A 17114-nucleotide genomic window follows, 5' to 3' on the forward strand; every position below is an offset into this window, starting at 1 on the left:
GATGAGCGTGGAGCACAACAAGCTCAAGGTTCTGGCCGGCGGCAAGTCGGCCGATGCTTACGATTTGAGCGAACAGGTCGGCTTTGTGCTGCGCAAGGCCAATCAGCGCCATCTGGCGATTTTCGCAGCCCGGATCAGCGATCTGACCCCACCCCAGTTCGCAGCTCTTGCCAAACTCTATGAAGTGGGCGCGACATCTCAGAACCAGCTCGGCCAGTTGGTGGCAATGGACGCGGCCACTATTAAGGGCGTTATCGACCGGTTGAAGGCGCGCGCACTCGTCGCGCTCGAACCTCATGGGCGCGACCGGCGCCGGCTTGTGGTCAGCCTGAGTGAGAGCGGCAGGGATCTGATCGAAGCGCTGTTGCCGGAGGCGCTGGAGGTAAGCGAGGAAACGCTCGCCCCACTCACACCGCGTGAAACCGCTACGTTCCTGCGCCTTTTGGCAAAGCTCGCCGAGGGCTAAACCTATCCGCGATCATAGGCGGGGCCGGCGCGCTGTGTGGCGAGCAATGCGCCATAGGGCACAAGCATGGCCAGGCCGATCAGGATTTTTACCGCAAAATCCCCAAGCGCCAGAGAAAGCCATAATGGTGCTTCGATCCCGGTGCCGAACAGCGAAACCGGGAAAGCCAACGACCCGTCTTCAAGACCGAACGCGGTATCGAGGAAGGCGAAATTGGCGGCAAACGCCAGCGAGAAGAACAGAACGGTATCGAGGACGGAGCCGAACAGTGTCGAGATCAGTGGGGCATGCCACCATGCGTTGCCCCGCAGCCGGTCGAAAACGGCTACGTCGAACAGCTGCGCAAAAAGGAATGCCGCGCCCGAGGCAATGGCGATGCGAGGGCTGGCAAGCCAGATCGAGAGTATCGCGGCCAGCACAAAGCCGGAAAATACAACGCGCCGCGCGGCGATCGGGCCGAAACGGCGATTCGTCAGGTCATTGATGAGGAAAGCCACCGGATAGGTGAAGGCACCCCAGGTGAGCAGGTCGCCAAGGCCGAAATGTTGGAACGGATACTGGACGAGAAAATTCGAAGCGGTGACGATCAACGCCATGGCGGCCATGAAAGGCCAGATCGCATAAAGACGGTTCATTTTTTTAACCTGGGTGATGGAACCAGAAAGCCCGCCATCAGTACATGCTCGGAAAGAAGGCGAAAGCCTTGCTCATCCGGTGCACGGCCATGGCAGGCCATGATCTTGTCGAGCACTGCCTCCGGCTATGCCGGAGCAATCACCAATCAAGCAGCGGCCTGTTCAGCGATCTTCTTCTCGATCTGCTTCTTGAGCAGACGAGCGCGCTGGGACAGTTCGCCAATCTTCGCCTTAACGAGGAATGCGTCGAGACCGCCGCGATGCTCCACGGTACGCAGGGCATTTGCGGAAACGCGCAAACGCACATTCTGGCCGAGGGTCTCGGACTGCAGCGTCACGTGGCACAGATTCGGCAGAAAGCGACGACGCGTCTTGTTGTTCGCGTGGCTCACATTGTTGCCGGTCATAACGGCTTTGCCGGTCAATTCGCAGGCGCGGGACATGTTTCAAACCTTCATCGTCTTGGCCCGTCCATACCCCACTGCCGCACCTGAAATTGGCGGCGCGCGGTCGGTCATTGGCGGCCTTATGGAAAAAGTTGCCGTTCCATAGAGATATTTGGCGTGTGGGTCAAGCGCCCAGCGCCGACGTTCGGACAATCTCCATGGCCATTTTTCAAAGAAATGCCGTATTATTCTTCTCTACGCAAGGGGAGGGACATTGTCGGCTTTCCGGCCTCGCTGGAGGATACCGCCCGTGATGCGGCCCGCTGCATATCGTCTCTGTCTCGCAATTACGCTGGTCGGGTTGGCCGGCGCTGCCCATGCGGACAGCGAAATCCATCGTCTTCGCTACAGTGCTTCCCTGTTTGGCATCCCCATTGGAAAAGCCGATTTCACGAGCCGATTGGAAGAAAGCGATTTCGAGGTGTCCGGCCGCTTTGCCAGTGCCGGTGTCGCCCGCTTGTTCGACAAGACCGACGGAACGGTGACATCGAAAGGACGGCTCTCAGGCCAATCCGTGGTGCCGTCTTCCTACGAATTGGCTTATACCAGTGGCAGAAAACGTGAAACGACCTCCATTCGCTTTGCCCGGGGGCGGGTCTCCGAAACGGTGATAACACCCAAACCCAAAAAGCGCGCCAAGGACTGGGTCGCGGTGACGAAAAAGGATCTCGCGGGGGCGCTCGATCCCCTCTCCGCCCTGTTGTCCCCAACGGCCGATGCGGAGGAAGTCTGCAATCGTCGCTTCAAGGTGTTCGATGGCGAAATGCGCGCCGATATCGCTTTTTCGCCGGCGGAGCGCGGCGAGCGGATCGGTAAGGACCTGATCACCTGCAAGGCACGTTTCATTCCCGTGTCGGGTTACCGCAAGGGGCGTTCGACCATCGCTTTCCTGCGCGATAAAGCTCGTATATTGGTTGCCTTCAGGCCGCTTGGCGCGCGTGGTCACCACACGCCTGTCGAAGCGCGAATCGGAACCAAGATCGGCACGGTTCATATTCAGGGCCATCCGGTCGAGTAAGCGCGCGAGTGCGCCGGGAGAGAAATTTGGCGCGCGCCACTCTGGTTGGTTTTTCGGCGGTTGTTATGTGGGCGCTTCTGGCGCTCTTCACTGCCGGGTCGGGAACGGTGCCGCCGTTTCTCCTCTCCGCACTTTCTTTTTCGGTAGCGACACTGATCGGCCTCATCATACGCGTGGCTGCGCCGACCTCGGCGCCCTCCGTTTCCATCCCGCCGGCGGTCTGGCTGATCGGCATTTCAGGGCTGTTCGGTTATCACTTCTTCTACTTCACGGCGTTGCGCAACGCGCCAGCGGTGGAAGCGAGCCTGATCGCCTATCTCTGGCCGCTGCTTATCGTGCTGGGGTCCGCACTGATGCCGGGCGAGCGACTGGGCTGGCACCACATCGCCGGTGCGCTTCTCGGCCTTGCCGGCACGGCGCTCATTATCACCAAGGGCGGCGGTTTCACCTTCGAAAGCCGATATGCACTGGGCTATATGGCGGCAGGAGCCTGTGCGCTTTTCTGGTCCGGTTATTCGCTGTTGTCCAGGCGGTATCAAGCGGTTCCGACAAGCGTCGTCACGTGGTTCTGCGCAGCAACCGCCGTCCTTTCCGCGCTCTGTCACATCTTGCTGGAGGAAACCGTCTGGCCGGTCTCATCGGCGGAGTGGCTGAATGTGCTCGGTCTCGGTCTGTTGCCGGTCGGAGCAGCTTTCTATGCGTGGGATTTCGGCGTCAAACGCGGCAACATTCAGGTCTTGGGCGCGGCGAGCTATGCCGCCCCGCTGCTTTCCACTCTTATTCTGATCGCTGCCGGTGCGGCCGAACCCACCGCGAACATCATTGTGGCCTGCCTTTTGATCACATTCGGCGCGGCGCTCGCGGCGAAAAACATGATCCTCAAACGGCGAAAGAAACACGTCGGCGAAGCGGCTTAGCTTCGAGTGACTCAGGAAATATCCTTGCGCTTTCTGATCTCGGCAAAGACGGCCTCGTCGCTAGCATCTTCCATGCCGAGATTGCGGCGGATGACCGGGTCGTGCCAGCGCAGGAAGGGGTTGGTTGCCATTTCCGCGCCGATGGTGGTCGGCAGTGTCGGTTTGCCCTCGCTTCGCAGGCGGGAAACTTCCTTTGCGCGCTCTTTGAGAACCGAGTTGGTCGGGTCCACCGTCAATGCGAAGCGAGCATTGGTTTCCGTGTACTCATGGCCGCAATAAACTGCCGTTTCGAGCGGAAGCGCGGTTAATTTCTTCAACGAAGCGAGCATTACCGGCGGTTTGCATTCGAAAAGACGCCCACAACCGAGCGCAAAGAGTGTATCGGCTGTGAAGGCTATGCTGGCCTCTGCAAAATAATAGCTCACATGTCCGGCTGTATGTCCCGGCGTTTCGATCACCTGTGCCGTGTGTTTGCCTATGGAAACCGTGTCGCCTTCCCTCACCGCCCGGTCGATGCCGGGAATGCGGTCGGCTTCCGCCGCCGGGCCGGTAATTGTAAGACCGAAGTGCTCCTTCAAGGAAAGATTGGCTTCCACATGGTCAGGATGATGATGGGTGGTCAGGATCATGGTGGGACGCCAGCCCGTGCGCTCCACCGCCGACAGTATGGCGCGCTCTTCCGGCGCGTCGATCAGCGCGGTTTCGCCCGTCTCGGTGTCATGGGCCAGAATGCCGAAATTGTCGCTCCGGCATATGAACTGTTCGATTTCCAGGGCCATGAATCTCTCCGTTGTCGCTCGGACGATAGGGCCAGGGCGGCGGCTTGTCACGCAGGGTGCGACAATTCTTGCCGGTGTCCTGGAAGGGGGATACCGTCCCAATCATGATTTCGGACATCGTTGCGCTTCGAGCTTTCTATTCTTCCTTGCTTGGCCGTCTGGCCGAGCGCTCCATCGCCATGGCGCTATCTTCCATCTGGTCGAAAAGCACCAGCGAGCGTTTTGTCGGTCTTGGCTACACCCTGCCCTGGCTCGATCGGTTCGGGGCCGATGCGGAACGCACCTTCGCATTCATGCCGGCCATGCAGGGTGCGGTGCCCTGGCCGACGGGGCAGCCTTCCGCCACAGCGCTGGTGTTCGAGGAGGAATTGCCGCTTCCCGATTCGTCGGTCGACCGGATTCTGATGGTTCATGCGCTGGAGCATGCGGAGAATCCGCAGCAGGCTCTCCTGGAAATATGGCGCGTTTTGGCACCGGGCGGACGTCTGATAATCGCCGTGCCGAACCGGCGTGGCATGTGGGCTCGCTTCGAGCATACGCCTTTCGGGACAGGCCGTCCTTATTCACGTGCGCAGCTTGCCGAGGCGTTGCGCGAGGCTAACTTTACCGCGACCGCATGGGGCGATGCCCTTCATTTTCCACCCTCGGAGCGGCGCTTCGTTCTGCGCCTGCACCGGTTGCTGGAACAGGCCGGACGGCGGTTCTGGCCGATTTTCGCAGGTGTTCTGGTGGTGGAAGCTGAAAAGCGTCTTTATCAGGGTTTGCCGGTGGCGGCCCGTGCATCGCGCCGTGTCTTCGTGCCGGTGCTGTCGCCCCAGGGGGCGACACGGATCGGTGCTGTTCGCTGCAATCAGGGAAAGGAATACTGAATCATGGCGATGGACAGCCGAATTACCGACCTTTTCGGTATCGACCTTCCGATTCTCCTTGCGCCGATGGCGGGTTCGGCCGGATCGGAACTTGCCATTGCGGTGAGCGCTGCAGGCGGACTGGGATCGCTACCTTGCGCCATGCTGACACCGGAAAAGATTCGCGCCGAGATGGGGGTCATTCGGCAGCGTACCGACAAACCGGTCAATCTCAATTTCTTCTGCCATGTGCCGCCGGCACCGGATGCCATACGGGAAGCGGCCTGGCGCGAGCGGCTTCGGCCCTATTACTCGGAGTTCGGCATCGATCCCGATGCGGCGCCGCCCGGTGGAGGGCGCAACCCCTTCAACGATGAAAGCTGCGCGATTGTCGAGGAGTTTCGTCCCGAAGTGGTGAGCTTTCATTTCGGCCTGCCGGACGAAGCGCTGATGAAACGTGTCAGGGCGGTTGGGGCGAAGATCGTCGCATCCGCTACGACCGTTGCAGAGGCCCGTTTTCTGGAAGAGAACGGTTGCGACGCCATCATCGCGCAAGGAGCGGAGGCCGGGGGGCATCGCGGTGTCTTCCTTGAACCGGACATTGCCACGCAACCCGGCACACTGGCTCTGGTGCCGCAGGTGGTCGACGCCGTATCCGTGCCGGTTATCGCGGCCGGAGGTGTTTGCGATGGTCGCGCGGTCGCTGCCTGTTTTATGCTCGGCGCTTCCGCAGTTCAGGTCGGCACGGCCTATCTTCAGTCGCCAGAAGCCCTGACCGGCTCCGGCCACCGCGACGCGCTGGCATTGGCGCGCGACGATCGTACGGTCCTGACCAACGTTTTCACGGGCCGACCTGCGCGGGGGCTGCTGAACCGTTTCGTCAGCGATGTTGGACCGATGAGCGATGAGGCTCCAGAGTTTCCCCTGGCGACAGCCGCAATCGGTCCACTGCGCGCCGCGGCCGAAAAGGCCGGTGTGAGCGATTTTTCGCCACTCTGGGCAGGACAGGCGGCGCCCCTTGCAATCCCGATGCCAGCGGGCGAACTGACGGTGAAGCTCGCCCGTGATGCGGCAGTGCTCCTGGGAGAGCGACGTTTACCTCAGGGGTAATTGGTTTCATTCGGCAAGCGTTGCAGAGTGCCTTCGAACATCGATTGAGACAGAAGGATTATCCACATGCCAGCTTATGCCGTCGGCCATATTCGCAATGTCGTTATGGGACCCGCCCTCGTGGAATATCTCGAGCGTATCGACGAAACGCTCGAGCCGTTCGGCGGTCACTACGTCATTCATGGCGGTTCACCGGAGGTGAAGGAGGGCGATTGGAGGGGCGATCTGATCGTGATCGCTTTCCCCGATCGTGAGCATGCGAATGCCTGGTACGCATCTTCGGCCTATCAGGCCATCAAGAAGCTGCGCAGCGACAATTCGCAGGGCGAGATCCTGTTGCTCGACGGTGTCGATGCCGGCCACAAGGCAACCGACGTCCTCATTCACGCCGGCGAGTGACCGGCTAACCCCTCACACCGATATGCTCGAGCTCGTAGGGCGTGGACTGATAGACCTGGTTGATCCAGTTGCCGAAGAGCAAATGCGCGTGCGAGCGCCAGCGATTGAGCGGCGGTCGGCCGGGGTCGTCGGAAGGGTAGTAACCGTGAGGCACAGCGACCTCGATGCCCGATGCGACATCGCGGTCGTATTCTTCCTTGAGCGAAGTGGAATCGTACTCGATATGGTTGAACATATAGAGCCGGTTGCCGGTCTTCTCCGTCAAAAGACAGGGTCCCGTGACTTCCGATTCCATCAGCACCTGAAGCCCACGATCTGTAGGGATATCGGTGGAGCGGACCTCGGTCCAGCGTGAAACGGGAATGGCGAAATCGTCGGAAAACCCGGCGAGGAACGGCGAGGCGGGTGCGTTGTTGCGATGCCGGAAGACGCCGAAAGCTTTTCTGTCCAGCGTGTATTTGGGAACACGATGGAAATGCCATGCAGCGGCCATCGCGCCCCAGCAAATGTAGAAGGAGGAATGAACGTTGGTCACCGTCCATTCGAAGATCTGCTCCAGTTCCTTCCAGTAGGTGACGTCCTCGAATGGAAGAAGCTCGATCGGCGCGCCGGTGACGATGAAACCATCGAACTTGCGCGCGCGAACCTCCTCCCAGGTTTGGTAGAAAGAGATAAGGTGATCTTCCGGTGTGTTCTTTGCGCGGTGATTGCCGATGCGCACAAGGGACAGCTCCACCTGGAGGGGGGACGCACCGATCAGTCGGGCGAACTGGGTTTCAGTGCGAATCTTGTTGGGCATGAGGTTGAGAAGCCCGATCTGCAGCGGCCGGACGTCCTGCCGCAGCGCTGTTTTCTCGTCCATGACGGACACACCCTCGCGTACAAGCACGTCGCGGGCTGGAAGCTGATCGGGAATCTTGATCGGCATTGCGTTGCTCCAACAAAAAAGACCGGCGGCGAAATCGCGACCGGTCTCAGCAAACTCTGCTTCGCTCGGTCTTTTAGCGAGTTGTTTAACGTGGCTGCAAGCCGACCGGCCAAATCACCACGAATGGAGCTTACTATTTAAGGTGGCGTTTTCTTTGCGTCAATCGCTCTCATGGTCTAAAGCAACGGACGGATTTTCACCTTGCGCGGTGGGAGGTCCGTCAACCGTTTTCCAATCACAGGACCAGTCAATGAGCATGTCCGTCCGTCCCGAACCGAAGCCCGGTGTCATGGATATTGCCGCTTATGTGCCCGGCCGCGAGAGCGCTCCCGGTGCGACGAAGGTGTGGAAGCTTTCCTCGAACGAGTCCCCGCTCGGCCCGTCGCCGGCGGCCGTCGAAGCGATTTCCAACGCCATGGGGCATCTGGAGCTTTATCCGGACGGGTCGGCGTCCAAGCTGCGTGATGCGATTGCGGAGACGCACGGTCTGAACCCGGCCAATATCCTGTGCTCGAATGGGTCCGACGAGCTCCTGGGCCTGCTCGCGCAGACCTATATCAAGCCGGGTGACGAAAGCATTTTCACCGAACACGGTTTTCTGGTCTACCGCATTCAGACCCTGGCCGCCGGCGGCACCCCGGTGGTGGTGAAAGAAAACAACGAGCGTGCGGATGTGGATGCGATCCTGGCGGCGGTGACGCCGAAGACGCGTGTCGTTTTCCTCGCCAATCCGAACAATCCGACGGGCACCTACCTGCCGGTTGACGAGGTGCGCCGTCTGCAGGCAGGACTGCCGAAGGATGTGCTTCTCGTGCTCGATGCCGCCTATGCCGAGTATGTGCGTCGCAACGATTACGAATCCGGCATCGAGCTGGTCTCTTCGAGCGAAAACGTCGTAATGACGCGCACATTCTCGAAGATTCATGGCATGGCGGCGCTGCGCATCGGCTGGATGTATGCACCGGCCCATGTGGTGGATGCGGTGAACCGTGTACGCGGACCTTTCAACGTTAACGCGCTGGCGATTGAAGCGGGGGCGGCGGCAATCCGAGACAAGGGACATATCGATCGCGCCATCGCGCACAACGAGACCTGGAGCGTCTGGCTGGTTGAGGAACTCGTGAAACTTGGCCTGCGCGTCACGCCGAGTGTCGGCAATTTCCTGCTGATCCACTTCCCCGAAAACGGTGGAAAATCTGCGGCGGATGCGGATGCCTTTCTAGGAACACGCGGCTATGTGCTGCGCCGGGTCGTGCCTTACGGTTTCCCCAATGCGCTGCGCCTGACCATCGGTCCGGAAGAGGCCAATCGCGGCGTTGTGGCCGCCCTCAAGGAATTCATGGAAGGCTGAACTGTGTCCGACCCACTTTTCGACAAGGTCGCGCTGATCGGCATCGGCCTGATCGGTTCGTCACTGGCGCGCGCCATCCAGCATGCCGGGCTGGCGACCACTGTCGCGGTCTCCAGCCGCAGTGGCAAAACGCTCGCGAGAGCGGGTGAACTGAAACTGGGGGACGTCTATGAACAGAATGCAGCCGAGGCGGTGCGCGATGCGGATCTTGTGATCGTTTCTGTACCGGTCGGCGCATCGGCTGCCATGGCGCAGGCCATTGCGCCGGGGCTCAAGCCGGGGGCGATCGTCACCGACGTCGGATCGACCAAGGCTTCAGTCATCGCGCAGATGCAGCCGCATCTGCCGGACAACGTGCATTTTATTCCCGGCCACCCCATCGCTGGCACCGAGGATTCCGGCCCGGATGCAGGTTTTGCCGATTTGTTCGAAGGACGCTGGTGTATTCTCACCCCGCTGCCTGATACGGATGCGGACGCGCTCGCGCGCTTGACCGCCTTCTGGGAAGGTTGTGGCGCCATGGTCGACAGGATGGATCCCGAGCATCACGACATGGTGCTGGCCATTGTTTCGCATCTGCCCCACATCATAGCCTACAACATCGTTGGCACAGCCGACGATCTGGAAGCTGTTACCAAATCGGAAGTCATCAAGTATTCGGCCTCCGGTTTCCGCGACTTCACGCGTCTGGCAGCCTCCGACCCGACTATGTGGCGGGACGTGTGCCTGCACAACAGCGATGCGATCCTGGAAATGCTGGCCCGTTTTTCGGAAGATCTTTCGGCGCTTCAGCGCGCAATCCGCTGGGGCGATGGAGAAAAGCTTTTCGAAATGTTCGAGCGCACGCGTGCGATCCGCCGCTCCATCATCGAAGCGGGGCAGGATATCGACGTGCCGGACTTCGGCCGCCACGCGTTGGCACATCCCGAAAAGACCTAGAGCCTACTTTACCGGCGGCAATTTTCCGAGCGGTAGAAACCCAACGAAGATACGGCCCTGGCGGATATTGACCGGCAGGGTCGGAGCGGAACCGAGATTGGCAAGCCCTGCCGTTATCCCGTCGATTTCGTTGCGTTTGTCCGGGAAGATTTGCCCGACGAGCTGCGCGATTTTCTGCGGTTCATTGACGGTGACGCGCAGCTCGGCATCGACCAGCCCGTTGTTATCGATCCGGATCGGACCGTTGAGGCTGATCCCGGCGCCGCCTTCCGCCGCCTTTATGTTGAGATTTTCGATGGTGCCCGAACGGCCGCTCAATCCCGGCGCGGCATTACCGACCAACGCCACGCCATCGTTCAACGTAACGAGCAACTCACCGTCGAGGGCCGGCATCGCGGCGTCCCTTGTCAGCGTGGGATCGATCGACAGGCCCTGCGCGATGAGGGCGATATCCAGATCCGCTCCGTTCTGGCGGGTGTGTGCCTGAATGCTTTCGGCGCGCGCGATGGGTTGCCGGGCATCGTCGTCCAGTGTCAGCACGACCTTTTTTGCCTGGCTTGAGATGCGTTCGGGCAGGCTTGCCGTCAGGTGCGCACTGATGCGCATATTGTCCCAATCGGCTTCGATGGCCGGCAAATAGGGAGTGGCGATGCGGGCCGGAGCGTCCAACTCGCCGACCGTGCGCATTGGCTGATAAACCTGTGCGGCGGAACGGAAGGCGCCGGCGCTGACGGACACGCCGTTCTCGGCATCCTCGAAAAAGATGCTCCGGCAGAACAAACCTATCCGGAACGGGTAGCCGCGCGCCGTCGGCTCCTCGCAATTGACCCGCTGGTGACCGAGGTTGAGATCCTCTATCGCTGTGATGGTGCGCTGTTCCAGCGTATCGGCGGCATAGAACCAGCCAACTGTATAGGCCAGGATTGCCAGAACGATGAAGAGCGCGAACAGGAAGAAGCGACGGCTGAAGCTGCGTTTGGCGCGTTTTCTTGACGGCATAAGGTCCTCCGGTTAACCCGTTCGTCTCCAGTGATGACGACACGGCAACACCCTTTCAAGCATTGGGCAGGCGATATGGACGATTTTTGGGTCTTTGGCTATGGATCGCTGATGTGGCGACCGGGTTTCGCGCATGTGGAGACCCGCAAAGCCAGGTTGCACGGATATCGTCGCGCATTGTGCATCCATTCGCATGTGCATCGCGGCACGCCCGACCGGCCGGGGTTGGTTCTGGGGCTCGACCGGGGTGGTTCGTGCCTTGGTCTCGCCTTTCGCGTGCCGGGGGACCTCGAGGGAGAGGTGGTCGCCTATCTGCGCGAACGCGAGCTCGTCACGAACGTCTATCGAGAGCGCCGGGTCGGCATTCGTCTGGAAGATGGCGCTCTGGTGACGGCGCTCACCTACGTGGTCGATCGCAGCCATGACCAGTACGCAGGCAGGCTCGATGTTGAACACGCCGCGCAACAGGTCAGTGCGTCGGCGGGGCAATCGGGACCGAATGTCGATTATGTACGCAACACGGTCGAGCACCTGAAGGCACTCAGCATTCGCGATCACTGGCTGGAAGCCGTGGCCGCCCGTATCGCTAAAGCGGGCGACACTCTCTAGGTCTTCGCGCTAATGCTTCGGAATGCCCAACTGCCTCAAGCGGTTGCGGGCGGTTTCGGGCAACGGGGGCGGATTGGCAGAGGTTGCTGCTTCCACCAGCATTTCATCGCAGGCAGCCTCCGTCTCGTTCATCAGCCGCGTCTGAAACGCTTCACGCGAAAGGCCGGGTTCGATGGGTGGCAGAAATTTCGCGCGGATGACCCCTGGGTGGCGAAGAAATTTGCGACGCGGCCAGAAAAGTCCCGCGGCGTGTGCAACAGGCACCACGGGAACGCCGAGCTGCGCGTAGAGCTCGACGATGCCATATTTGTAAGCCGGTTCGGCGCCCGGCGGACGGCGTGTGCCTTCCGGGTAGATGATGAGCTGACGGTTATCCTTCATCAATTCATGGGCTGATTTGACCGCCTGTTTCAGCGCTTTGGTGCGGCTTCCGCGATTGATCGGGATCATGCGCATCTTGGCTACATACCAGCCGAAGAAAGGGATCCAGACCAGTTCGCGTTTCAGGATGTAAAGCGCGTCAGGAATATTCGGCAGAAAGGCGATCGTGTCCCAGAAGGACTGATGCTTCGGCGCAATGATACACGGACCGTCCGGGAGGTTCTCCAGGCCTGTTATTTCCGAGCGGGCGCCGGTGATCACCTTCTGCAACCAGAGGCTTGAGGCGGCCCAGAATTTTGGGACGAACCAAGCTTTCTTTCGGGGCAACAAGAAGAAGATCGGTGTCCAGAACAGCATCTGAACAATCAGGTTCAGGTAAAAGACGGCATTGAAAACGGCGGAGCGGATAAAGAGCATGAAGATGGCCCGTTCGGTGTCATCCGAGGCTCTTACATCATGCTGGCGGCGAGGCAAAGCGCTCGCGGATCAGTCCTGGCGCACCGTGGCCTTGGTGATCTCCGCTGGCCCGTTGGCAGGCGTATTGCGGGGGAGGGGAACGACCTCGCGGACGAGCGCGCCGACATATTTCGTATACTCGGTGGCAAGCACCCGCAGCGCGTCGGGTTTGGCGAGCCAGGCCCCGTTGTCCAGCGGCGTGTTGACCACAGGATATGGATGGACTTTCGAATAAGGAAGAAGCCGGCGCATTTCCAGAAGACTGCGTGGCATATGATAGTTGTTGGTCACGAGGATGATACTGTCATATGCATTTGCTCGCACCCATTTGGCGCTTTCCTCGGCGTTTCCGATTGTATCGAGAGCCGCATGGTCGATGTCGACGCAGCAATCGAAAAGCTCGGCCTCGCTGCCGGTGGCGATGCGCAGATCGTCGGCCCTGGCGACAGGATTGACACCGCTGATTAACAGGCGTTTGCCTTTTCCGGCCTTTAGAAGGCTGACGGCGGCGTCGATGCGCGATTGTCCACCCGTCAGTACGATAATTCCGTCGGCATCGTCCACGTCGCGTGGAACCGACAGATGGCCGATATGATCGGCAAACAGTCCGAACCCGGCAATGAAGGCGAACGCCGCCAGAACACACACCAGCAAGGAGGGGCCGATCAGGCGGCGCACACCCGATCGCCCGCCGCGTCGGGGCGGCTTTCCCTTGCCGCCAAGGCTGTGCCGGTGTTCTCGTTTCATGCTGCGATCGTTAACCGCAAATTGCGGCAATGGATAGTCGGCGGGGCGCTGGTGAACAAGACAATAGCCGTTGTCGAATCGTTACATACTGTCGGGATGGGTGCTGTCGACGTTCTTCAGGTAGGACAAGACGGTGACATGCGTGGTGGCGGCAGTCAGCACGGCGATGACGATGACGATTGCGCCGACCCCGATATAACCCGATGGGCCTATTGCGAAATTGCCGAACAGGGCCGTCGCCTGATCCGCTTCGGGCGTTGCCATGTTGCGGGACGACCACCAATAGAATCCGATAAAAACCAGGATTGCACCGATTCCGCCCGCGGCGGCGCCCTTCATGCCGGCAAGCAGGAAGTGTCGACGGAACTGGGATGCGATAAAGGGTGCTTCCGCGCCAACGAAATGCAACACTTCGATGATGTGGCCATTGCCGGCCATGGCCCCGCGTGTGGCGAAAATGACGGTCAGCGCTGTGGCCGAAAGCATCAGCGCAAGCGCTGACATTCCGATGGTTACCGTGGTCCGTGCCATGGCAACCAGCCGATCGACCCAGGTGCGGTGATCGTCCAGTGTCGCGTTGGCGACAGTCTCTTCGAGCTCGGCGCGCATGGCCGCAAAATCGGGCCGTGACATCGGGTCGATGGTGACGATCACGAGACGAGGGACGGGCAGGCTTTCGATGTCGAGGCCGGTGCCGAGCCATGGCTCCAGAAGACGCGCGGTGGCCTGCGCATCGACAACGCTGGCGTCGATAACGCCGCTATAGCCGGCGGCTATGTCACGCGCCCGGGTGAGGGCAGCCGCCATGTCGAGCCCTTCCTCGGGCTTGATCTGGATGGTCGCTTCTCGGGCGATTTGCGTTTGCCAGGTTGCGGCCGTATCGCGCACCAGCGTTACCGCGCCCAGTGTCAGGCAGGAAAGGAAGGTCATGATCGCGATGACCAGCACCATGGCGCGACCGGCCACATTGTCCGGCGGGACGATTGGCATCTGCTTTCGCGCTACCGCGCCCCGTGCGCTGGAACTCAGGCGGGCACCAAGATTCTTCAGGAGGCGGGTGGTCTCAGTCATAGATTTCCAACCTCCCGCCCGACAGCACCATGCGGCGCGCATCCACCTGATCCATCAAGCCGAGATCGTGGGTGGCGATGACGACCGCGGTGCCAAGCCGATTCAATTCGAGCAGCAATCGAAGCAGGCGGCGGGCGAGTTGCGGATCGACATTGCCGGTCGGTTCGTCGGCGAGCAGGATGCGCGGCTGTTCGATCAGTGCACGGGCTATGGCGGCACGCTGTTTCTCGCCGCCTGAAAGGATCGGCGGTAGCACATGCATGCGCTCGCCTAGGCCCACCCACTTCAAAAGCTCGATCACGTCGCCGCGATAAGTGGATTCCTCGCGGCCGCGCACGCGCAAGGGAAGGGCCACGTTCTCGTAAGTGGTAAGGTGATCGAGCAGGCGGAAATCCTGAAATACGACGCCGATGTTGCGTCGTAGCAGCGGTAGCTCCGTGCGGGTGATCTTGGAACGATCCTTGCCGAAAATGGTGATGAGACCGCGTGTGGGTTTCAGCGACATGAAAAGCAGGCGCAGGAGCGTCGTCTTGCCGGCCCCCGATGGACCGCTCAGGAATTGGAACGACCTTTCCGGCAAGTGGAAAGAGACATCGCGGAGGATCTCCGGACCCATCCCATATCTATGGCCGACATTTTCAAATCGAATCACGAGGAACCTGCGTTCTGTGAGTGGCGGACGCTGCCTGGACGCATTCTGCCAGACCATCAACCCGCATGGTTAATAGCAAGTTAACTCCTGCTTGATAGGCGTGATGTCGAAGCATTAACCATTTCCATTTACCTCGGAAAGGCGGATCACGAAAGGACAGTCTGCCGCATGAGGCACTCCGACAACGCACGCCTGGTTTCGGGCGAAATCATGATGCCGGACGGGAAGGACGGTGCGCCGCGCCGGGGCGCGGTTTCGCATGATGCGATCGATGTGGAATTCGAAACGATTGGTCCGGCGGAAGAGGCGGATGCCGGTCCGTGCTCCGCATTTCTGGGTGGCGGTGCCGTCTCGGGGCTCGACCTGCTGAAGCCAGGCGGGCGGACGCAAGGCAAGAAGCCTGCTCGCGCGGGGCCGCTTTTCTGGGTGTTCGGCGTGACTCTCATCGCCGGTGCTTTCTGGGTTTCCGGCGGTCACAGCCTTGTGGGCGCGACGGATAGGCACGCACGCGACACGCCGTTTCAGATTCTGCGCCTTGTGGATGTGACATCGCGGGTGGAGCGGCAGGGTTCGAACGCCGTGCTTGTCGTCGACGGTACGGCGCTCAACAGTGGCGGAAAAAGCGTTGCTTTGCCCTCCATCTCTATCAATGTCTTGACAGAAAACGGCTCGACAACGCGATATTTTTTGGGGACAACCGGTCAGCACCTCGGCCCCGGAGCGCGCTTTCCCTTCTCCAGCAGGCTCGTCGCGCCTAGGGAAGGGGTCAAGTCCGTCTCTGTGACGTTTCGTTCGTCGTAGATCATCTCGTTTATGCGGGTCCGGGAGAAAAGATCTCCGGAGCCGCCCTGACAGGAGTCGCCGCCCATGCCTGTTGTCCGTGGCAAGGAGATCGAGGTTTTGTTTTCGGCCTCGACCATCGCCAGGCGCAATCTGGAACTCGCCAAGGATATCGCTTCGCGCGAGTATGACGACCTCCTGGTCATTTCCGTTCTCAAGGGATCGTTCATTTTTGCCGCCGATCTGATCCGCGCCATGCATGATGTCGGTATCTCGCCGGAAGTGGAGTTCATCATGATTTCCAGCTATGGCAGCGGTACGGAAAGTGGGGAGATCAAGGTGTTGCGCGATATCGACAACGACGTGACCGGTCGCGACGTTCTCTTGATTGACGACATCCTGGAATCGGGCAAGACACTGAAGCACACCCGCACACTGATGCTTTCACGCGGTGCGAAGTCGGTTTCCATCGCCGTTCTGCTCGACAAGCATTCGCGCAGGCAAACCGAGGTCGATGCCGATTTTGTGGGTTTCGAGTGTCCCGATTATTTCGTTGTCGGGTATGGAATGGATGTGGCCCACGCTTTTCGCGAACTGCCCTTCGTCGGCGTCGTCAAGGACGATGCTTGATCAGCACACATTTGAAGAATCTGAGACCGGCGCGTTTACCTAAGTGTAATCGGATCAGGCGAAAAAAGGCCATGGCTAAGCTTCTGATCGTTGAAGACGACGACTCCGTACGTAATTTTACCGCCCGCGCGCTGAGTGCAGCCGGTCACACCGTGGAAACCGCGGCTGATGGGCTGGAAGGACTTGAGAAGATCAATGCCACGGCTGGCGATTACGATCTGGTTCTGTCGGATATTCGCATGCCGGCAATGGACGGCATCGAGATGGCGCGCGCCGTGGCCGAAGCTTTTCCCGGGTTGCGGCTTCTCTTGATGACCGGTTATGCGGATCAGCGCGAGCGCGCGGCGGAACTTGAGGGCACTGTTTCGGGTGTTGTGAACAAGCCATTCACGCTAAGTGAGCTTCGCGAACGGATTGGCCAGGCGCTCGCAGCTTGAAGCCCAGTCCTTTCGCTGAAGGTGTTGCAGGTCGAAAAGCGCTCATTCGGCCGATGCGTTGGTCGTTGCAAGAATGTCTTCATGCGCGCCGGTGGCGCCCCAGCGGATAATTTCCGACAGTATCGGAAGCAAGGCTTCGCCACGCGGCGTCAGTGTATATTCCACTTTCTTCGGCACCACGGGATATTCTTTGCGGCTCAAGAGGCCGAGGCGTGTCATATCCTTCAGTTCGCGGCTGAGAATGCGGGGAGTCACCGGGTTGCCCAGTCCTCCCTTCACCAGCGACCTTCCAATCTCGCCGAAACGAAGCGGCCCGCGATGCAGGACGCAAAGAATGTGCAGCTTGTAGCGGCCACCGACGATCCGGTTGAATCCAATTGCCGGGCAAAGTCGAATGTGGCTCATGTCGAGACCTGTCAGAAGCGACACGGCGGGCCCGCTACCGATCTCCTCATCATGTTCCACTCACAATCTCCATACTATCGTTTTTGTCCGTATTTACGAAATCGTACTGGC

At 60.0% G+C, this 17114-nt stretch carries 22 protein-coding genes and 1 riboswitch; of the genes, 12 read left to right on the plus strand and 10 right to left on the minus strand.

All coding sequences use genetic code 11. The annotated features are described in order from the left end of the window. Nucleotide 1 precedes the first annotated feature (1 nt). Entirely contained in the window at nucleotides 2–466 is a 465-nt protein-coding gene (locus QZ638_RS03225) for a MarR family transcriptional regulator (protein WP_295806786.1), read from the plus strand. Nucleotides 467–468: 2 nt separating this feature from the next. On the opposite strand, the gene QZ638_RS03230 is transcribed toward QZ638_RS03225, so the two are convergent. Next, nucleotides 469–1101, minus strand: coding sequence for a queuosine precursor transporter (locus QZ638_RS03230; protein WP_295806788.1), 633 nt, complete (start codon nucleotides 1099–1101; stop codon nucleotides 469–471). Nucleotides 1102–1247: 146 nt separating this feature from the next. After that, nucleotides 1248–1544: a 50S ribosomal protein L28 gene (gene rpmB / locus QZ638_RS03235; RefSeq protein WP_295806793.1), complete on the minus strand. Its 297-nt coding sequence runs from the start codon at nucleotides 1542–1544 to the stop codon at nucleotides 1248–1250. Nucleotides 1545–1800: 256 nt separating this feature from the next. On the opposite strand from rpmB, the gene QZ638_RS03240 reads away from it, so the two are divergent. Further along, the gene (locus QZ638_RS03240) at nucleotides 1801–2565 is read left to right on the plus strand and encodes a DUF3108 domain-containing protein (protein WP_295806794.1); all 765 of its coding nucleotides are present in this window, start codon (nucleotides 1801–1803) and stop codon (nucleotides 2563–2565) included. A gap of 26 nt (nucleotides 2566–2591) precedes the next feature. Further along, nucleotides 2592–3482, plus strand: a complete 891-nt coding sequence (locus QZ638_RS03245) for an EamA family transporter (protein WP_295806795.1) — start codon at nucleotides 2592–2594, stop codon at nucleotides 3480–3482. Between the two features lie 11 nt (nucleotides 3483–3493). On the opposite strand, the gene gloB is transcribed toward QZ638_RS03245, so the two are convergent. Beyond that, a complete protein-coding gene (gene gloB / locus QZ638_RS03250) occupies nucleotides 3494–4261 on the minus strand; it encodes a hydroxyacylglutathione hydrolase (RefSeq protein ID WP_295806797.1) in 768 nt (255 codons plus the stop codon). 104 nt (nucleotides 4262–4365) lie between these two features. Here gloB and QZ638_RS03255 point away from each other — a divergent pair, with 104 nt between their 5' ends. The 3 genes from QZ638_RS03255 to QZ638_RS03265 all read left to right on the plus strand — a co-directional run bounded on the left by QZ638_RS03255 (nucleotide 4366) and on the right by QZ638_RS03265 (nucleotide 6618). Further along, a complete protein-coding gene (locus QZ638_RS03255) occupies nucleotides 4366–5130 on the plus strand; it encodes a class I SAM-dependent methyltransferase (RefSeq protein ID WP_295806800.1) in 765 nt (254 codons plus the stop codon). A 3-nt stretch (nucleotides 5131–5133) separates the two neighbouring features. Continuing rightward, a complete protein-coding gene (locus QZ638_RS03260; RefSeq protein WP_295806804.1) occupies nucleotides 5134–6219 on the plus strand; it encodes a nitronate monooxygenase in 1086 nt (361 codons plus the stop codon). A 66-nt stretch (nucleotides 6220–6285) separates the two neighbouring features. Then, a complete protein-coding gene (locus QZ638_RS03265) occupies nucleotides 6286–6618 on the plus strand; it encodes a DUF1330 domain-containing protein (protein WP_295806809.1) in 333 nt (110 codons plus the stop codon). 4 nt (nucleotides 6619–6622) lie between these two features. Here QZ638_RS03265 and metA read toward each other — a convergent pair whose 3' ends face one another. Further along, on the minus strand, nucleotides 6623–7546 hold the full coding sequence (metA, locus tag QZ638_RS03270; RefSeq protein ID WP_295806811.1) for a homoserine O-succinyltransferase: 924 nt from the start codon (nucleotides 7544–7546) through the stop codon (nucleotides 6623–6625). Between the two features lie 53 nt (nucleotides 7547–7599). Further along, a riboswitch (SAM riboswitch) is annotated at nucleotides 7600–7677 on the minus strand. A gap of 119 nt (nucleotides 7678–7796) precedes the next feature. Here metA and hisC point away from each other — a divergent pair. Together hisC and QZ638_RS03280 are read left to right on the plus strand one after the other, a co-directional pair. Then, nucleotides 7797–8897, plus strand: a complete 1101-nt coding sequence (gene hisC / locus QZ638_RS03275; protein ID WP_295806813.1) for a histidinol-phosphate transaminase — start codon at nucleotides 7797–7799, stop codon at nucleotides 8895–8897. Nucleotides 8898–8900: 3 nt separating this feature from the next. Beyond that, nucleotides 8901–9836 (plus strand): prephenate/arogenate dehydrogenase family protein, encoded by a 936-nt coding sequence (locus QZ638_RS03280; protein ID WP_295806815.1) that lies wholly within the window; start codon nucleotides 8901–8903, stop codon nucleotides 9834–9836. A gap of 3 nt (nucleotides 9837–9839) precedes the next feature. On the opposite strand, the gene QZ638_RS03285 is transcribed toward QZ638_RS03280, so the two are convergent. Next, nucleotides 9840–10835, minus strand: coding sequence for a DUF2125 domain-containing protein (locus tag QZ638_RS03285; RefSeq protein WP_295806818.1), 996 nt, complete (start codon nucleotides 10833–10835; stop codon nucleotides 9840–9842). Between the two features lie 75 nt (nucleotides 10836–10910). Between QZ638_RS03285 and QZ638_RS03290 the strand changes: the two genes are divergently transcribed. After that, entirely contained in the window at nucleotides 10911–11444 is a 534-nt protein-coding gene (locus QZ638_RS03290) for a gamma-glutamylcyclotransferase (protein ID WP_295806819.1), read from the plus strand. 9 nt (nucleotides 11445–11453) lie between these two features. On the opposite strand, the gene QZ638_RS03295 is transcribed toward QZ638_RS03290, so the two are convergent. From QZ638_RS03295 to ftsE, 4 genes are all read right to left on the minus strand, one after another. Further along, nucleotides 11454–12242, minus strand: a complete 789-nt coding sequence (locus QZ638_RS03295; RefSeq protein WP_295806821.1) for a 1-acyl-sn-glycerol-3-phosphate acyltransferase — start codon at nucleotides 12240–12242, stop codon at nucleotides 11454–11456. Nucleotides 12243–12311: 69 nt separating this feature from the next. Further along, nucleotides 12312–13028 carry a YdcF family protein gene (locus QZ638_RS03300; RefSeq protein ID WP_295806825.1) on the minus strand — a complete coding sequence of 239 codons (717 nt, stop codon included), beginning with the start codon at nucleotides 13026–13028 and terminating at the stop codon, nucleotides 12312–12314. An 81-nt stretch (nucleotides 13029–13109) separates the two neighbouring features. Then, nucleotides 13110–14099 (minus strand): ABC transporter permease, encoded by a 990-nt coding sequence (locus tag QZ638_RS03305; protein ID WP_295806826.1) that lies wholly within the window; start codon nucleotides 14097–14099, stop codon nucleotides 13110–13112. Next, nucleotides 14092–14751 (minus strand): cell division ATP-binding protein FtsE, encoded by a 660-nt coding sequence (ftsE, locus tag QZ638_RS03310; protein ID WP_295806827.1) that lies wholly within the window; start codon nucleotides 14749–14751, stop codon nucleotides 14092–14094. Before ftsE ends, QZ638_RS03305 begins: the two co-directional genes overlap by 8 nt. A 168-nt stretch (nucleotides 14752–14919) precedes the next feature. Between ftsE and QZ638_RS03315 the strand changes: the two genes are divergently transcribed. From QZ638_RS03315 to QZ638_RS03325, 3 genes are all read left to right on the plus strand, one after another. After that, nucleotides 14920–15552 (plus strand): hypothetical protein, encoded by a 633-nt coding sequence (locus tag QZ638_RS03315; RefSeq protein WP_295806828.1) that lies wholly within the window; start codon nucleotides 14920–14922, stop codon nucleotides 15550–15552. A 66-nt stretch (nucleotides 15553–15618) separates the two neighbouring features. Further along, a complete protein-coding gene (hpt, locus tag QZ638_RS03320) occupies nucleotides 15619–16161 on the plus strand; it encodes a hypoxanthine phosphoribosyltransferase (protein WP_295806829.1) in 543 nt (180 codons plus the stop codon). Nucleotides 16162–16232: 71 nt separating this feature from the next. Beyond that, nucleotides 16233–16598, plus strand: coding sequence for a response regulator (locus QZ638_RS03325; RefSeq protein WP_295806830.1), 366 nt, complete (start codon nucleotides 16233–16235; stop codon nucleotides 16596–16598). Between the two features lie 42 nt (nucleotides 16599–16640). Here QZ638_RS03325 and QZ638_RS03330 read toward each other — a convergent pair whose 3' ends face one another. Next, nucleotides 16641–17063, minus strand: coding sequence for a helix-turn-helix domain-containing protein (locus QZ638_RS03330; protein ID WP_295806831.1), 423 nt, complete (start codon nucleotides 17061–17063; stop codon nucleotides 16641–16643). Between the last annotated feature and the right edge of the window lie 51 nt (nucleotides 17064–17114).

It is taken from the genome of uncultured Nitratireductor sp., assembly GCF_913053745.1.
Lineage (GTDB): Bacteria > Pseudomonadota > Alphaproteobacteria > Rhizobiales > Rhizobiaceae > Nitratireductor.

Excerpts from the sequence above, each read along its gene's own strand:
- metA (WP_295806811.1), bottom strand. The coding sequence starts at position 7,546 with ATGCCGATCAAGATTCCCGATCAGCTTCCAGCCCGCGACGTGCTTGTA.
- QZ638_RS03295 (WP_295806821.1), bottom strand. The coding sequence starts at position 12,242 with ATGCTCTTTATCCGCTCCGCCGTTTTCAATGCCGTCTTTTACCTGAAC.
- QZ638_RS03265 (WP_295806809.1), top strand. The coding sequence starts at position 6,286 with ATGCCAGCTTATGCCGTCGGCCATATTCGCAATGTCGTTATGGGACCC.
- QZ638_RS03255 (WP_295806800.1), top strand. The coding sequence starts at position 4,366 with ATGATTTCGGACATCGTTGCGCTTCGAGCTTTCTATTCTTCCTTGCTT.
- hisC (WP_295806813.1), top strand. The coding sequence starts at position 7,797 with ATGAGCATGTCCGTCCGTCCCGAACCGAAGCCCGGTGTCATGGATATT.
- rpmB (WP_295806793.1), bottom strand. The coding sequence starts at position 1,544 with ATGTCCCGCGCCTGCGAATTGACCGGCAAAGCCGTTATGACCGGCAAC.
- QZ638_RS03260 (WP_295806804.1), top strand. The coding sequence starts at position 5,134 with ATGGCGATGGACAGCCGAATTACCGACCTTTTCGGTATCGACCTTCCG.
- QZ638_RS03290 (WP_295806819.1), top strand. The coding sequence starts at position 10,911 with ATGGACGATTTTTGGGTCTTTGGCTATGGATCGCTGATGTGGCGACCG.
- gloB (WP_295806797.1), bottom strand. The coding sequence starts at position 4,261 with ATGGCCCTGGAAATCGAACAGTTCATATGCCGGAGCGACAATTTCGGC.
- QZ638_RS03325 (WP_295806830.1), top strand. The coding sequence starts at position 16,233 with ATGGCTAAGCTTCTGATCGTTGAAGACGACGACTCCGTACGTAATTTT.
- hpt (WP_295806829.1), top strand. The coding sequence starts at position 15,619 with ATGCCTGTTGTCCGTGGCAAGGAGATCGAGGTTTTGTTTTCGGCCTCG.
- QZ638_RS03300 (WP_295806825.1), bottom strand. The coding sequence starts at position 13,028 with ATGAAACGAGAACACCGGCACAGCCTTGGCGGCAAGGGAAAGCCGCCC.
- QZ638_RS03225 (WP_295806786.1), top strand. The coding sequence starts at position 2 with ATGAGCGTGGAGCACAACAAGCTCAAGGTTCTGGCCGGCGGCAAGTCG.
- QZ638_RS03230 (WP_295806788.1), bottom strand. The coding sequence starts at position 1,101 with ATGAACCGTCTTTATGCGATCTGGCCTTTCATGGCCGCCATGGCGTTG.
- QZ638_RS03315 (WP_295806828.1), top strand. The coding sequence starts at position 14,920 with ATGAGGCACTCCGACAACGCACGCCTGGTTTCGGGCGAAATCATGATG.
- QZ638_RS03285 (WP_295806818.1), bottom strand. The coding sequence starts at position 10,835 with ATGCCGTCAAGAAAACGCGCCAAACGCAGCTTCAGCCGTCGCTTCTTC.
- QZ638_RS03305 (WP_295806826.1), bottom strand. The coding sequence starts at position 14,099 with ATGACTGAGACCACCCGCCTCCTGAAGAATCTTGGTGCCCGCCTGAGT.
- QZ638_RS03240 (WP_295806794.1), top strand. The coding sequence starts at position 1,801 with ATGCGGCCCGCTGCATATCGTCTCTGTCTCGCAATTACGCTGGTCGGG.